Source organism: Streptococcus sp. 2022WUSS083 (assembly GCF_044427155.1).
GTDB lineage: Bacteria > Bacillota > Bacilli > Lactobacillales > Streptococcaceae > Streptococcus > Streptococcus hashimotonensis.
Genome location: NZ_JAOTGK010000004.1, coordinates 198,396 through 213,859, shown reverse-complemented (window position 1 = coordinate 213,859; position 15,464 = coordinate 198,396). Strand labels below are relative to the sequence as shown.

The following is a 15,464-nucleotide window of genomic DNA, read 5'->3' as shown; positions in this document are numbered from 1 at the left end:
AAATCCAATATCAGTGGTTCGACCCTGATATCTTGTTACAAAAAAGTTAGATAAGGTAGCTTCGCACTGCCTTTTAGAAAAGAGAATACATTGAAATTTACAGATTTACAATTATCAGAAGATATTTTGCTTGCCGTTGAGAAGGCTGGTTTTGAAACGCCGTCACCAATCCAGGAGCAGACCATTCCGCTTGCTCTGGAAGGAAAAGATGTGATTGGTCAAGCGCAGACGGGGACAGGGAAAACTGCAGCCTTTGGTTTGCCAACTCTCAACAAGATTAATACAAACAATCAAGCAATTCAAGCCTTGATTATTGCTCCAACGCGTGAGTTGGCGGTGCAGAGTCAGGAAGAGCTTTTCAAATTTGGTCGTGAAAAGGGTGTAAAAGTTCGCTCGGTTTACGGTGGTTCTAGCATTGAAAAACAAATCAAGGCCCTTCGCTCTGGTGCCCACATTGTTGTTGGTACACCTGGTCGTCTCTTGGACTTGATCAAACGTAAAGCTCTCAAGCTTGACGGCGTTGAAACCCTTATTCTTGATGAGGCTGATGAGATGCTCAATATGGGCTTCTTGGACGATATTGAAGCAATCATCGAACGTGTGCCAGAAAGTCGTCAGACTCTACTATTTTCTGCGACTATGCCAGAGCCAATCAAGCGTATTGGTGTCAAGTTCATGAAAGAGCCTGAACACGTTAAGATTGCGGCCAAGGAATTGACCAACGTCAACGTGGACCAATACTATATCCGTGTCAAAGAACATGAAAAATTTGACACCATGACACGCCTCATGGACGTTGACCAGCCAGAATTGTCTATCGTCTTCGGTCGTACTAAGCGCCGTGTTGATGAATTGACTCGTGGTTTGAAACTGCGTGGCTTCCGTGCAGAGGGTATCCACGGAGATTTGGACCAGAACAAGCGCCTCCGTGTCATCCGTGATTTTAAAAACGACCAGATTGATGTCCTTGTTGCGACGGACGTTGCGGCCCGTGGTTTGGATATTTCAGGTGTAACGCATGTCTATAACTACGATATTCCACAGGATCCAGAAAGTTATGTTCACCGTATCGGTCGTACAGGTCGTGCTGGCCAGTCTGGTCAGTCTATTACCTTTGTGTCGCCAAATGAGATGGGTTACTTAGCCATCATCGAAGATTTGACCAAGAAACGCATGAAAGGGCTCAAGCCAGCGACAGCTGAAGAGGCCTTTGAAGCCAAGAAAAAAGTTGCTTTGAAGAAGATTGAACGTGACTTTGCAGACGATACCATTCGTGGAAACTTTGATAAATTTAAAAAAGACGCAGTCAAATTGGCAGCTGAATTTACACCAGAAGAGCTTGCACTCTACGTACTCAGTCTGACCGTACAAGATCCAGATAGCTTGCCAGAAGTGGAAATCGCACGTGAAAAACCATTGCCATTCAAGTTTGCACCTGGTCAAGCCAAGGGCAAGGGTGGACGTGGTGGTCGCGACCGTGATCGCGGTGGTCGTCGTGATGGAGACCGCAACCGAGACCGCGGAGGACGCCGTGGTGATCGTAACGACCGCAACCGTCGCGATGACAAGTTTAAACGCGACAACCGCCGTCAGGACAACAAAAAACCACACCAACGCACATCAAGTGAAAAGAAAACAGGCTTTGTTATCCGCAATAAGGGTGAGAGATAAGCTCAAAACTGCTTCATAATTGGAGCAGTTTTTGTTATACTAAATGTAGTAAAACAGGAGGGGTGACCATGGGCGTTTTGACAATGGATAGAGCCTTTGTATTCTAAAAAATAATACAAAGGAGAAGATCATGATTACTTACAAACAAAATCCTCAACTCGACTTTCAAGCAGTCCTTGAAATCTATGATTCAGTTGGTTGGACAAATTATACTGACCGGCCTACCATGTTACAGAAGGCTTTTGAACATAGTCTGCTCGTTCTTGCTGCCGTTGACGGTGACCGTCTAGTGGGTCTCTTGCGAGCAGTTGGTGACGGGTATTCAATCGTTTTTATTCAGGACATCTTGGTCCTACCAACCTATCAGCGACAAGGGATTGGGCGTCATCTTTTGGAGCAGGCCGTTACCCACTTTCCGGGTATTTATCAGCTTCATCTCTTGACGGACAATACTGAGAAAACACGGTCTTTCTATGAGGCAATTGGCTTTACAGCCGTTGATAGCCTGGACTGTGTCGCTTACACCTATTTAAAATAAGGAACAATTTAGAAATGGAGAGGCTGGGAGACCAGCCTTTTGCTTCGAGCAAATGATTTGAATTTCAAATCAAAAAGAGTAGAATATATTTATCAATAATTAGTAACAAAGGAGATGAACAATGGCAACTGTATTAATTGTAAAGGCTCACCCCCTCAACGCACAAAAGTCCTACGCCTTGCGGGCTTTGGAAGAGTTTCAAACTCGGTACGCCAGTTTGTACCCAGAAGATAAGATAGAAATAGTTGATGTATTTGAAGACCAGATTCCAGCTTTGGATAAGCCTTTGTTAGAGGCTATGGGAGCAGCTAAAAAAGGCGAAGCTATCAGCCCTGAACAAGCAGAGCAGTTGGACCGCTACAATGCCTTGACCCAACAATTTCTTGCAGCAGATAAGATTGTCGTGGTCAATCCCCTTTGGAATCTCAATGTGCCAAGTCAATTAGTGTCATGGATTAATACCATTAACGTTGCAGGACTGACATTCAAGTATGGACCTGAGGGCTCTATCGGTCTGGTCAAGGGCAAAAAATTGTTGCACATCCAGTCCAATGGTGGTGTTTATGCAGGTCAAGATCCAGCTGCCCAGTATATCAAGTCTATCTTTGAATTTCTTGGCTTTGAAGACATCCATCAGGTCTTTATCGAAGGACAATCAGCTGATCCAAGCCAGGCTCAAGCGATATTTGAAGAAGCTATGGGGAAAATTGATACAATTTTACTACATTTCTAATAAAAAAATAGCCACGCTTCATTTGGAGCATGGCTTTTTTTGCATTTCTGCGATATAGTCTAACTTGTTCTGCCGACTGCGTTTCTTAAAGAGTGCCTCGGCAGACATGGCTTCCTGCTTACTAGCAAAGGCTTCTTGATAGAGCAAGCTGACAGGCAAGCGTCCGCGGGTGTACTTGGCCCCTTTTCCACGATTATGGGTAGCAAGCCGTTTCTCCACATCAGTCGTATAACCAGTATAAAGACTCCCGTCGGCACATTCCAAGACATAAAAGTAGGCCTTATTTTCCATAATAAATCTCACGAATGGCAGGAGTATAGTCGCCGTTTTCCTCATGGACAACCAGAGGTGGCAGGATGTGCAGACCGTCCACCGAGCCGTCCTTGATAGCCTCAATCAGCAACATATTGGCCTCCTTGCTGGCCTTGGGATAGACAAACTGGATGCGTTTGGGAGCTAGCTTGTAGTTTTTCAGCCTGTCCAAAATATCTAAAAATCGGTCGGGTCTGTGGACCATGGCCAAGCGACCATTGGACTTGAGTACCTGTTGAGCCACCTGACAAATACTATCTAGGTTGGTTGCAATCTCATGTCTGGCTAGGAGATAATGCTCGCTTTCATTGAGGTTTGACTCTTTATCCACCTTGAAGTAGGGAGGATTGCAGAGCATCAAATCAACCTTGGACCGTAGGTCATATTGGGGTAGATTTGCCAAGTCGTCATTGACAACCGAAAGTTGTTCCTCCAAACCATTGAGGGCAATGGAGCGGCGGTTCATATCCGCCAAGCGTTCCTGCAACTCAACCTGAATAATTTGGGCCTTGGTGCGTGTTGAGGCGAAGAGACCCACCGCCCCATTTCCACTACAAAGGTCAACAATCATCCCCTTCTGAGCAGGCATTTTTGGAAACCGCGAAAGGAGGACGCTGTCAATCGAGTAGCTAAAAACCTCTTGGTTTTGAATAATCTGAACATCTGTCGAGAAGAGCTGGTCGATCCGCTCTCCGTCTAGTAAATCAATTTTTTGCATAGGTATATTATACCATCTTTGAATGAAAATCACTGTATATTTTGAATGAAAAAAGGCTGGGCAAAAAGCCCTGGCCCACTTCTCAGTGTTCGTGTCAACATCTCAGCGCAGTGGTTGATTGGGTTTAACAGTCCAGTGGACTGTTAAAGGTTGGAGATAGGATTTGCGAAGCAAATCTCAGCAATTCGTGTTTTACACTCCAAATCTGACCATTACGACTGTTGCGAACAAAGTTCGCTCTATTTCCAACCTCAAAAGGTTCACTGAACCTTTTTGTAACGAACCTTGTTCGCTCTATCTCCAACCTCCAACAGTCACTACTCTGACTGTTGGAGCTATGCGGGGGTGGGAGTGAAACAGTCTGGGAATAGACTGTTTCAGCTCAACAACTGGAAATAAGGACTTGTTGACGAACTCTTTTTGACTTAGTCGAGTTCTTTCCCACTCCCAACTCTTAAACAAAAAATTCTACCCAAGCTCCAACAAGCAAGAAGGCGATGCAGAGATAGATTTGCCAATTTGCCCTCAACATCCATTCTTTAGACCAAAAGGCACTACGGGCTGTACCGACGAAAGCAAAAAGCAAGAGCCCAAGCCAGAGGCTAGGTCCCTTATTTAGCCATTCCCCGATACTTCCTAGAAACAACATGATCATCAGATAAAAATTCAAACTCCGATAATATTCTTTATTAAATTCCTTAAACATTGAAAATCCTCACAGTACAAAGAAGGAAACGATTATCCAACTAGCAATCAATCCAATCGTCAGATAAATTTGCCATGTTTTTTTAATCCAGCTACGTGACTTAAAGAAAGCTAGGTAACCAGCATAAAGCCCGAGTCCAAGCTTGAGAAAATGGATAAACCAAAACGGTCCATTTACAGCAGCATAAATCACTTGTAGGATACAGGCAAGAGACAAGTAAAATTCCCAGGTCCGATAGAATACTTTATTGAATTTCCTAGACATAGTAGACTCCATTCTATTTACCCAAAATGAATTTCAGATAGATAATCACCACAATCAATCCGATATAGAAGATATAACCTATGCGAGTGAGCTCCTTTTCTTCTTTGAAGAAGAATACCCGAATGGCATTGATAAAAATAATCAGACAGGCTAGTAGGCTATACCATGCAGGAGTTTGGGAAGGGTCTAGCAAAATGTCTGACAGAAAAAAACAAGTCCAAAAAATCATAGAATAGAAGGCACTATACCGATAGAAATGCTTGTTAAACTGGAATTTCATGATAATCACCTCTCTTTCTTTTATTATATCAAATAAATTATAGGTTTAAAAGTATTTATAGGTAAGTCCAGCCTTGTCTAGTTATAAATATAAACTATAACAAAGCTTGCTATTTTTCTATAAGTATTTTTGGATATTTTTCACACCAAATCTCCTATTTCATGCTAGACTATATTGTAAGTTAGATTGGAGTAGATGTTATGACAGATTATAAGATTGATACGATTTTAGCGCATACGGGCATCAATAGCGATGAGAGAACAGGTGCCTTGATTTCCCCTATCCACCTTTCGACGACCTATCAACACCCTGAGTTTGGTCAATCGACAGGTTATGACTACACGAGAACAAAAAATCCGACACGTGCCAGTCTAGAGACGACTTTGGCAGCTATTGAAAAGGCCGACTATGCCCTAGCAACGAGCTCGGGAATGGCTGCTCTGGTCTTACTTTTTAATGGTTTTCCTGTAGGGAGTCAAGTGGTAGCGGCGCGTGATTTGTACGGTGGTTCCTTCCGCTGGTTCAATGAGCAAGAGAGTATCGGTAGATTTCAATTTACCTATGCAAACACCGAGGAGGAGCTGATTGCAGCCATCACCGAAGAGACAGACTATGTTTATCTGGAGACACCGACTAACCCACTCATGGTGGAGTTTGACATCGCTAAGGTTTCGGCTATCGCCCATGCCAAAGGTGCTAAGGTGATTGTCGATAACACTTTTTACAGCCCTATCTACCAAAATCCACTTGTTCTAGGAGCGGACGTTGTCTTACACTCAGCGACCAAGTATCTGTCAGGGCATAATGATGTACTAGCTGGCGCTTTGATGACCAATGATCAAGCCCTATATGATAAGCTCTTTTATGACCAAAATACATCGGGTCCAACCCTATCTCCACTGGATTCTTACTTACTCATGCGTGGACTCAAAACCCTCTCGCTTCGAATGGAGCGGGTGACACAAAATGCTCAGAAAATTGTTGCCTATTTGGAGAAGAGTCCAGCAGTCAAGCAAGTTTACTACCCAGGAAAAGGTGGGATGATTTCGGTTAAGGTGGTAGATGAAAGTCGGATTCCCCATATTCTCAACACCCTGAAAGTCTTTACCTTTGCTGAAAGTCTGGGTGGAGTAGAGAGTCTGATTACCTATCCAGCCACTCAGACCCACGCAGACATTCCAGCTGAAACCCGTCATTCTTACGGTTTGACAGATGATCTTCTTCGTTTGTCAATTGGTATTGAGGATGCGGAAGACTTGATTGCAGATTTAAAGACAGCCTTGGAGGGATAAGATATGACACAGTATAATTTTATAGATAGTCCGAATCGTCTATCCCAGCATGCGGAAAAATGGAGAAAAGTAGAGACGGATAAAGAACTCTTACCCTTGTGGATAGCAGATATGGACTTTGAGCCTCTACCAGAAATTCGCCAAGTAATCCGTGACTACGCAGATCATCATGTTTTTGGTTATCCTTATGCTAGTGACAGCCTCTATCAGTCTATTATTGACTGGGAAGATAGACAGCATGGCTATAAGATTGAAAGAGAGTCCATCCTACTCATTGAAGGAGTTGTTCCTGCCTTATCTGTTGCTATTCAATCTTTGACAGAAGAAGGGGATGCAATCCTAATTAATACACCTGTCTATCCCCCCTTTGCGCGGACTGTCAAATTAAACAATCGTCAGCTTGTTACCAATTCACTTGTAGATGTGGATGGCGTTTTTAGAATTGATTTTGACCAGCTTGAAAAGGACATTGTAGAGAATCAAGTGAAACTCTATATTTTCTGTAATCCCCACAACCCAGGTGGTAGAGTTTGGACAAGAGAGGAAGTGTTGGCTATTGGACGTCTTTGTCAGAAACATGGTGTTATCCTTGTCTCAGATGAAATACATCAAGATTTGACCTTGTATGGTTACAAGCATTATTCCTTTAACACAGTGGATGAAAGTTTTAAAGAGTTTTCAATCATCTTATCATCTGCGACCAAGACCTTCAATATCGCTGGTACAAAAAATAGCTTTGCAATCATTGAAAATCCAAGCATTCGCAAGACTTTCGCTAAGCGTCAATTGATAAATAATCAGCACGAGATTCCAACGATTGGCTTGTTAACCACAGAAGCTGCTTTCACTTATGGAGATGAGTGGTTGAAGGAGTTGAAGGTTATTTTGGAGAGAAATATAGACTTTGTTGAGGAGTATTTGGCAACCCATACAAGGATCAAGGTCATGAAGCCCCAGGGAACCTACCTTATCTGGCTTGATTTTTCTGCCTATGAATTAGAGCATGCGGAGCTCTTTGATATTCTTCATTGTAAAGCGAAGTTGATTTTGAATGATGGTTTGACCTTTGGTAAGGAAGGTAAGTATCATGCACGTCTGAATGTAGCAGCACCATTCAACATGATTGAAGAAGCCTGTCAGCGACTTGGTAAGGTTTTTGGATAAAGAAATAAGGACTAGGTGTGAGTAAAATCACCTAATCCTTATTTTTTTGTGTTTTTCTAAATTCTGTCGGGCTCATATGGAAATAATTTTTGAAGGCCGCGCTGAAGGTGAGAGGGTCTTGGTATCCGACAGAATAGGCGATTTCAGTGATACTCCGAGAAGCATCTTCTAATAGTTGGCAAGAACGATTCATTTTTACTTGTAAAATATAATCTTTGATAGAATAGCCAGTTTCCTGCTTAAAAATTTTATAGAGATAGCTTCGGCTTAAAGCTAGAAAATCTGCTATTTCAGAAACTTTAATTGGATGGGCATAGTGGTTATGGATCATCTTGATGGCTTGCTGAACATAGTGCTTGGTTTGTGTTTCAGGCTTAATTAATGTTTCACTGGGAAATTCCTCTATGAGTGCTGCTAAGAGTTGGTTGAGGTAGCCAATTAAGACCAATTCTGTGATAGAGGGGATGGGATGCATCTGAACATGGTTAATCTGATGCATGTAGCCTAGAATTGGTGACTCTAGATTGGAGTGGAGGTAGTAGTTTTCTAGCAGTTGACTTTGATTAAGTAGGTCTTTTGCTCGTGAACCACTAAAACCAACCCAAATATAAGTCCAAGGTTCATTTTCATCAGCTTGGTAAAAAATGGAAACATCCTTTGGAAGAATAAACAAATCGCCTGCAGCAAGGTAGCTTGTTTTTCCGTCAACAAGAATTTTTCCTCTTCCTTTTGTAATAAAATGCAGGACAAAATTATCACGGATAGTAGGACCGAAGGAATAGCCCTTGTCACATTGTTCGGCACCGTAATGGTCTACATTTAGGTCAAAATTATGACTATCCAATTCATTATAGATATTTAGAATATTCATTTCAATCCTCCTAGGAAACATTATAACATGTTTTAAATACAAAAGACCATTAAATAAAGCGTTTTCATTTTGTACAATAAGACCATAAAGAAGAGATAGGAGAGATGAATGTGATTGAGATTTATAATGAAAAACAGATTTTTCACCTGAAAACAAGAGAATTCTCTTATATCATCCAAGTGTTGGAAACAGGCGATCTGGTTCATCGTTATTTTGGGAAAAAAATCGAAAAATTTAGCGATGGAAACAAAATAACATATTTAGATCGATCGTTTTCTCCGAGTCCAATTACTGGGGATAGGACATACTCATTGGATGTCCTCCCACTCGAATATTCCAGCAATGGTCTGGGAGATTTTAGAACCTCAGCATTAGATGTTCGGAATGAATTTGGAGTCACTCTTGACCTAAAATACAAAGAGTATCGATTATACAAGGGGAAAAAAGAACTGAGGGGATTACCAGCAAGTTTTGGAAATCAAGAAGAGGTAGAGAGTCTTGAAATTGATCTTTATGATCAGTTGACAGATATTACCGTAACACTTCAGTATTCTGTTTTTGAAGAAGCTTCCTATCTCGCACGGTCAGCTACAATTCAAACTGGCAAATATCCATGCAAACTAGAGAAGGTCTTGTCTGCAACGCTTGATTTTCCACATCAAGATTTCATTGTTCACAGCTTGGCAGGACGTTATGCTTATGAAAAAGAGTGGACACAGACCCCATTGACAAAAGGTCAGTATTCGATTGGTAGCATTCGAGGTGCTTCAAGTCACTCAAGAACACCCTTTTTAGCACTAGTTTCACCCGATGCAAGTGAGGACAAGGGCGATGTTTATGCAGCCCACCTTGTCTATAGCGGCAACTTTACAGCATTTGTCGAAACGACAGCCATGGAAACCAGTCGTTTGGGACTAGGATTGGAAAGTCACTATTTCTCATGGCAATTGGATAAGGATGACCGGTTTCAAACTCCAGAAGTTCTCTTATCATATACTGATAAAGGATTTACTGGCATGACACAAAATAGTCATCACTTTATCACAAAACACCTCATTCGATCATCGTTTGTAAACAAACCAAGACCCATTTTAATCAACAACTGGGAAGCGACCTATTTTGAATTTACAGAAGAAAAGATTTTACAGTTAGCTCAGGTTGCAAGTCGAGCTGGTATTGAATTGTTTGTTCTGGATGATGGTTGGTTTGGTAAACGAAACAATGATGAAAGTTCATTGGGCGATTGGAAAGTCAATTTGGATAAGTTGCCAAATGGTTTGAATGGTTTAGCAGAGCGAATAAATGAGCTTGGCATGAAATTTGGACTGTGGTTTGAACCAGAGATGATTTCTATTGATAGCGATCTTTATCGTGAGCATCCTGATTGGGCAATTCGCACAGAAGGACGCTTACCAATCTACAGCCGAGAACAATTAGTTTTGGATTTGACCAAGCAGGAAGTCTGTGACTACATCATTGATAGCGTCTCTTCCATATTAGAATCAGCCAATATTTCTTATGTAAAATGGGATATGAACCGTAATATCACCAATATCCCTGAAGGTTTAGCAAATGACCAGCGCTTTGAGTTCCACCATCGTTACATGCTAGGTCTTTACCGCGTATTAGACCACCTTACCAAGCGGTTCCCAGATATTCTTTTCGAATCCTGTGCAGGCGGTGGAGGTCGTAATGATTTGGGAATCATGTATTACATGCCACAAGCTTGGGCAAGTGATGATACAGATGCGATTGAGCGCTTATCTATTCAAGAAGGTACTAGTTTGATTTATCCCCCTTCCTCAATTGGTGCACACGTTTCTGCAGTTCCAAACCATCAGGTTGGTCGGATCACACCTCTTGCTACACGAGGCAATGTGGCTATGATGGGAGGAGCATTTGGTTACGAGCTGGATTTAACGAAACTTTCGGAAAAGGAATTGGATGAAATCAGTCAGCAAATCGAAACCTATCACTCCATTCGTGAAACTATACAATTCGGTCAGCTATACCGTCTGAAAAAGACGAGCAATACCTGGGCTGCCAATTATGTTAGTCAAGATAAGAATCAAACGGTCTTTACATTTGTAAAAATTCTTGCCAAGCCAGAAGCGCCTTTGCTTCATGTTCGGTTGAAGGGGCTAGACCCAGATGCCTTGTATGAATGCCCTCAATTGGGAGAAACATTCTATGGGGATGAACTGATGAACATTGGTCTTACAATGCCACATGTTCAAAAAGATTATTTTAGTGTACAATATATTTTTAACAAAATCTAGGAGGATTTTATAATGAAAATGAAAACATTTTTAAAATGTGCATCGGTTTGTGCTTTTGCCAGCTTTTTGGTTGCTTGTGGGAATGCAAGTAGTAGCGATAAGGTAGAAATAGAATATTTCTCACAAAAACCAGAAATGCAAGCTACCCTTCAGGAAATTATTAATGATTTCGAAAAGGAAAATCCTACGATTGATGTTAAATTTTCAAATGTACCAGATGCAGGAACTGTTCTGAAAACCCGTATGGCCAACAATGAAGCGCCAGATGTGATTAACATTTATCCACAAAATGCGGACTTCAAAGCATACGCAGCGGATGGTCGTTTCCTAGAAATTGGTGATGATGCAGGATTAAATCATTTGAAAGATGGTGCTGTAACACCATATCTTGTTAACGAAAAAAATTATACCCTTCCTTTGACAGCAAATGCTTATGGTATTTACTATAATAAGGATAAGTTCAAAGAATTGGGGCTCGAAGTTCCAACTACCTATGCAGAATTTGTGGCTTTGGTAGACAAAATCAAGTCTGATGGCAGTGCAGCACCGTTTGCTCTTTCATTGAACGATGCTTGGTCATTGAACGGCTACCATCAGTTAGCTTGGGTAACTGTTGCGGGTGGATTTGATGGTGCAGAAGATATTCTGATTCGTAGTGCAAAGGGAGCGATTCAAGATGATGCTACAACAAAAGCAGTGTTAGAACGCTTGCAATTGTTGAAAGACAATGGACAAAAAGGGGCAACAGGCGCGCTCTATGCAGATGCGGTGGCAGCCTTTGCAGCAGGTGATGCTCTCATGCTTCCACAAGGTACATGGGCTGCTACAGCTGTAAACCAACAAGAACCAGAATTTGAATATGGTATGTTTACATTCCCTGGCGATAAAGAAGGTGGCGACTATACCATCGGTGCAGCTGACCTTGCTCTATCTATTTCAGCAGATACAGAGCACCCAGAAGAGTCTAAAAAATTCCTAGAATACCTCTCTCGTCCAGAAGTTATCCAGAAATACTATGATGTAGATGGTTCGCCAACTTCTGTAGAAGGCGTTGAAACAGAAGGTAAGTTTGAAGAAACTGCTGGAGTGACGCAATATGCCTTCACTGACAAACACGTAGTTTGGTTGCAATCTGAATGGGAATCAGAAGAGGAGTTCTGGAACATCACTGTTGAAATGGTTAAAAATCCTAACTCAGCAGAATTAGTGAAAAAACTGAACGCATTCTTTGATCCAATGAAAAAATAATCCAGGAAAACTATAAGCAGGGGCTAGTTGTAGCCTAGCCTCCTTATAGTTGCCTAGTGTCAGTTTTAGTAACCCTATGGGATTCCTTGAACTGAGACTAAGCAACTATAACTTTATCAAAAAGGAGTACCATGATGAATCAAAAAGGATTTATTGCTAAATATTGGCCCTATCTATTTGTTGCCATACCAATTGGCTTACAGTTAATCTTTTTCTTCTATCCTCTATTTACAGGTATCTATTATAGCTTGACGGATTGGAATGGATTGACATCTGATTTCAAACTAATCGGTATTCAGAATTACTTAGATATTTTAAAAAATCCTGATTTTTACACTTCCATGACTTTTACCATTATCTTCACCATTGGTTTGGTCATCGGAGAAATTGTTATAGGGATTTGGTTGGCTAGTCTCCTCAATCGTAAGATTAAAGCTGTTGGTTTCTTTAGAACTTGGTATTTCTTCCCAGCAGTGCTATCCACAGTCACTTTAGGATTGATTTTTGTCCAATTGTTCAACTATGGTTTTACACAGATTGGAGAAATCCTTCATATCGATTGGTTGATGGAAAACTTATTGGTACAAGAAAATACTGTTATTCCAGCCGTACTCTTTGTTGCTCTCTGGCAAGGGCTGGCGATGCCAGTCATCATCTTCTTGTCTGGTTTACAAAGTATTCCAGAAGATGTGAAAGAAGCAGCAGCGATTGATGGAGCTACTCGTTCTCAACAATTCTTCAACATTGAACTTCCATTCTTATTACCATCTATCAGTATGGTTTTCATCTTGGCTATGAAATCAGGTTTGACAGCATTCGACCTTATCTTTGCATTGACAAGTGGTGGCCCAGATGGCAAAACAGAATCCTTGGGTTTACTCGTTTACAACTATGCCTTTGTAGACAATAAATTCTCTTATGCTAATGCTTTGGCTGTAGTACTCTTCATCTTCATTATTGTCATCTCATTGATTCAGATGAGAATTTCGAAGAAATTTGAAATTTAGGAGGACTGTCATGAATACTCAAAAACAGAAAAATTGGTGGGTTTATCTCGTGCTCTTCAGCGGTATTCTCTTCATGTTTATTCCGCTACTCGTGACGATTATAAGTTCGTTCAAACCAACAAAGGAAATCACGAGCAACTTCTTTGGTCTTCCTGAAAATTTCACCTTAAATAACTACGAACGCTTGTTTAATGACGGGATTGTACAATATTTTGGCAATTCTGCCTTGATTACGATTGTAGCTGTTGGCTTGATTCTACTTGTTATTCCAATGGCAGCTTTCGCCGTAGCCCGTCAAATGAAACGCCAGACAGTGTTTAACTTTATCTACTTTTTCTTGATTATTGGGATTTTTGTACCTTTCCAAGTGATTATGCTCCCAATGACCAAATTAATGTCAAGCCTTGGTTTGAACAATATTGTTGGTTTGATTATTCTATATTTGACCTATGCAGTCCCTCAGGCCCTCTTCCTCTATGTCGGTTATATTAAGACCATTGTTCCTGAAGAAATGGATGAGGCGGCAGCTATTGATGGCTGTGATAAATTTACTATGTACTGGAAAATCATTTTCCCACTCATGAAACCTATGCATGCAACCGTTTTGATTATCAATGCCCTCTGGGTCTGGAACGATTTCCTCTTGCCTTTACTAGTATTGAACCGTGATCAAAGCATGTGGACTTTACCTCTTTTCCAATACAACTATCAAGGCATGTATTTTAGTGACTATGGCCCATCATTTGCTTCTTACGTTGTAGGAATTATTCCAATCTTACTTGTTTACCTCATCTTCCAAAAACATATTATTTCAGGTATGACGAGTGGTTCAGTCAAATAAATCTAAAGGTTGACTTGTTCAACCTTTTCTAACAATGAAAAAAGAAAAGGCTTACAAAGGAGAAAATCTATGAAAATTAAAAATCAAGCTATGTTGATTACTTATTCGGATAGTTTAGGCAAGAATCTTAAAGATTTGAAAAAAGTCCTCGAAGGTCCATTAAAAGATGTTGTGGGAGGTATCCATATTCTGCCGTTTTTCCCATCATCAGGTGACCGTGGGTTTGCGCCAATGGATTATACAAAGGTGGACCCTGCATTTGGAGATTGGTCAGATATTGAAGCACTAAGCAAAGACTACTACCTCATGTTCGATTTTATGATCAATCATATTTCAGCCAAGTCACCGTATTTCCTTGATTTTCTTGAAAAGAAAGATGAATCAGCTTATGCGGATTTGTTTATTCGCTATAAAAACTTTTGGCCAAATGGTGAGCCAACGCAAGAAGATGTTGATTTGATCTATAAGCGTAAACCTCGTGCTCCATATCGAATTGCAACATTTGCTGATGGTAGTGAAGAGAAGGTGTGGTGTACCTTTGATGAACAGCAGATTGATTTAGATGTGACAACGGAGACAACCCGCCGTTTCATCCAAGAAAATTTGGAACAGTTGGCAGAGCATGGTGCTTCGATTATTCGTTTGGACGCCTTTGCTTATGCCAATAAAAAAATCGGAACCAATTGTTTCTTTGTGGAGCCTGATATTTGGGAAATGCTCCATTTTCCACGTCAGTTATTGGCGCCAAAAGATGTGGAAATCTTACCAGAAATTCATGAACACTACACCATTCAGCAGAAAATTGCCGAGCAAGATTATTATGTTTATGATTTTGCCTTGCCAATGCTGGTTCTCCACGCTTTGTATTCTGGTCATGTCAATCGCCTGGCTCACTGGATGGAGATTTGCCCTCGCAAGCAATTTACAACTCTTGATACACATGATGGAATTGGTGTTGTGGACGTTAAGGACTTGCTGACGGATGAGGAGACAGAGGAAACGCGTGAGGCCTTGTATGCACAAGGTGCCAATGTGAAGAAAATTTATAGTACAGAAGCCTATAATAATTTGGATATTTATCAGATTAACTGTACTTATTATTCTGCCCTTGGCAATAACGATCAAGCTTATCTGTTGGCGCGTGTTCTTCAATGTTTTGCACCAGGTATTCCACAGATTTACTACGTTGGTTTACTAGCAGGCGAAAATGATATTGAGCTTTTGGAATCAAGCAAGGAAGGCCGCAATATCAATCGCCATTACTATGATTTGGAAGAAATTGAGCAGGAAGTGCAACGGCCAGTTGTACAATCCTTGTTCAAACTCCTTAAATTCCGCAATACAAGTCCAGCTTTCGACGGGGAGTTCTCCGTTAAGATGTTGGATGAAACAAGTATGGAAATTTTCTGGAATAATCAAGATGCAGGGGTATCTGCCCGCCTAACAGCAAACCTAAAAGAAAAATCCTTTGAAATTGTTGAAATTGAAGAGGGAAAAATTACCACAATTGAGTTATAATATGATTATATAGAAAGAGGGG

General features: G+C 41.0%; 16 protein-coding genes. 10 read left to right on the top strand and 6 right to left on the bottom strand.

Annotated elements, in window-relative coordinates; genetic code table 11:
• Nucleotides 1-90: 90 nt before the first annotated feature.
• From ODU41_RS06895 to ODU41_RS06885, 3 genes are all read left to right on the top strand, one after another.
• Nucleotides 91-1,671 (top strand): DEAD/DEAH box helicase, encoded by a 1,581-nt coding sequence (locus tag ODU41_RS06895; protein ID WP_044675413.1) that lies wholly within the window; start codon nt 91-93, stop codon nt 1,669-1,671.
• Between the two features lie 130 nt (nt 1,672-1,801).
• Nucleotides 1,802-2,209, top strand: coding sequence for a GNAT family N-acetyltransferase (locus ODU41_RS06890; RefSeq protein WP_105123633.1), 408 nt, complete (start codon nt 1,802-1,804; stop codon nt 2,207-2,209).
• Nucleotides 2,210-2,330: 121 nt separating this feature from the next.
• Nucleotides 2,331-2,942 carry an FMN-dependent NADH-azoreductase gene (locus ODU41_RS06885; RefSeq protein WP_105123632.1) on the top strand — a complete coding sequence of 204 codons (612 nt, stop codon included), beginning with the start codon at nt 2,331-2,333 and terminating at the stop codon, nt 2,940-2,942.
• Nucleotides 2,943-2,960: 18 nt separating this feature from the next.
• Here ODU41_RS06885 and ODU41_RS06880 read toward each other — a convergent pair whose 3' ends face one another.
• The 5 genes from ODU41_RS06880 to ODU41_RS06860 form a co-directional block, all read right to left on the bottom strand.
• On the bottom strand, nt 2,961-3,233 hold the full coding sequence (locus tag ODU41_RS06880; protein WP_024384890.1) for a GIY-YIG nuclease family protein: 273 nt from the start codon (nt 3,231-3,233) through the stop codon (nt 2,961-2,963).
• Entirely contained in the window at nt 3,223-3,972 is a 750-nt protein-coding gene (locus tag ODU41_RS06875) for a tRNA1(Val) (adenine(37)-N6)-methyltransferase (protein WP_105123631.1), read from the bottom strand. Before ODU41_RS06875 ends, ODU41_RS06880 begins: the two co-directional genes overlap by 11 nt.
• 454 nt (nt 3,973-4,426) lie before the next feature.
• Nucleotides 4,427-4,678: a hypothetical protein gene (locus ODU41_RS06870; protein ID WP_105123630.1), complete on the bottom strand. Its 252-nt coding sequence runs from the start codon at nt 4,676-4,678 to the stop codon at nt 4,427-4,429.
• A gap of 9 nt (nt 4,679-4,687) precedes the next feature.
• On the bottom strand, nt 4,688-4,942 hold the full coding sequence (locus tag ODU41_RS06865) for a hypothetical protein (protein WP_105123629.1): 255 nt from the start codon (nt 4,940-4,942) through the stop codon (nt 4,688-4,690).
• A gap of 13 nt (nt 4,943-4,955) precedes the next feature.
• Entirely contained in the window at nt 4,956-5,222 is a 267-nt protein-coding gene (locus ODU41_RS06860; RefSeq protein ID WP_024390238.1) for a hypothetical protein, read from the bottom strand.
• A gap of 200 nt (nt 5,223-5,422) precedes the next feature.
• On the opposite strand from ODU41_RS06860, the gene ODU41_RS06855 reads away from it, so the two are divergent.
• Together ODU41_RS06855 and ODU41_RS06850 are read left to right on the top strand one after the other, a co-directional pair.
• Nucleotides 5,423-6,514, top strand: a complete 1,092-nt coding sequence (locus ODU41_RS06855; RefSeq protein WP_398578815.1) for a cystathionine gamma-synthase — start codon at nt 5,423-5,425, stop codon at nt 6,512-6,514.
• 3 nt (nt 6,515-6,517) lie between these two features.
• Nucleotides 6,518-7,678 carry a MalY/PatB family protein gene (locus tag ODU41_RS06850; protein ID WP_398578814.1) on the top strand — a complete coding sequence of 387 codons (1,161 nt, stop codon included), beginning with the start codon at nt 6,518-6,520 and terminating at the stop codon, nt 7,676-7,678.
• Between the two features lie 31 nt (nt 7,679-7,709).
• Here ODU41_RS06850 and ODU41_RS06845 read toward each other — a convergent pair whose 3' ends face one another.
• Nucleotides 7,710-8,549 (bottom strand): AraC family transcriptional regulator, encoded by an 840-nt coding sequence (locus tag ODU41_RS06845; protein WP_015647146.1) that lies wholly within the window; start codon nt 8,547-8,549, stop codon nt 7,710-7,712.
• A 104-nt stretch (nt 8,550-8,653) separates the two neighbouring features.
• On the opposite strand from ODU41_RS06845, the gene ODU41_RS06840 reads away from it, so the two are divergent.
• From ODU41_RS06840 to gtfA, 5 genes are all read left to right on the top strand, one after another.
• Entirely contained in the window at nt 8,654-10,828 is a 2,175-nt protein-coding gene (locus ODU41_RS06840; RefSeq protein ID WP_398578813.1) for an alpha-galactosidase, read from the top strand.
• Nucleotides 10,829-10,840: 12 nt separating this feature from the next.
• The gene (locus tag ODU41_RS06835) at nt 10,841-12,076 is read left to right on the top strand and encodes an extracellular solute-binding protein (RefSeq protein WP_398578812.1); all 1,236 of its coding nucleotides are present in this window, start codon (nt 10,841-10,843) and stop codon (nt 12,074-12,076) included.
• Nucleotides 12,077-12,210: 134 nt separating this feature from the next.
• A complete protein-coding gene (locus ODU41_RS06830) occupies nt 12,211-13,083 on the top strand; it encodes a carbohydrate ABC transporter permease (RefSeq protein ID WP_013730463.1) in 873 nt (290 codons plus the stop codon).
• Nucleotides 13,084-13,093: 10 nt separating this feature from the next.
• Nucleotides 13,094-13,924, top strand: coding sequence for a carbohydrate ABC transporter permease (locus ODU41_RS06825; protein ID WP_002937312.1), 831 nt, complete (start codon nt 13,094-13,096; stop codon nt 13,922-13,924).
• Between the two features lie 69 nt (nt 13,925-13,993).
• Nucleotides 13,994-15,442, top strand: a complete 1,449-nt coding sequence (gene gtfA / locus ODU41_RS06820; protein ID WP_044673887.1) for a sucrose phosphorylase — start codon at nt 13,994-13,996, stop codon at nt 15,440-15,442.
• The last annotated feature ends 22 nt before the right edge of the window (nt 15,443-15,464 follow it).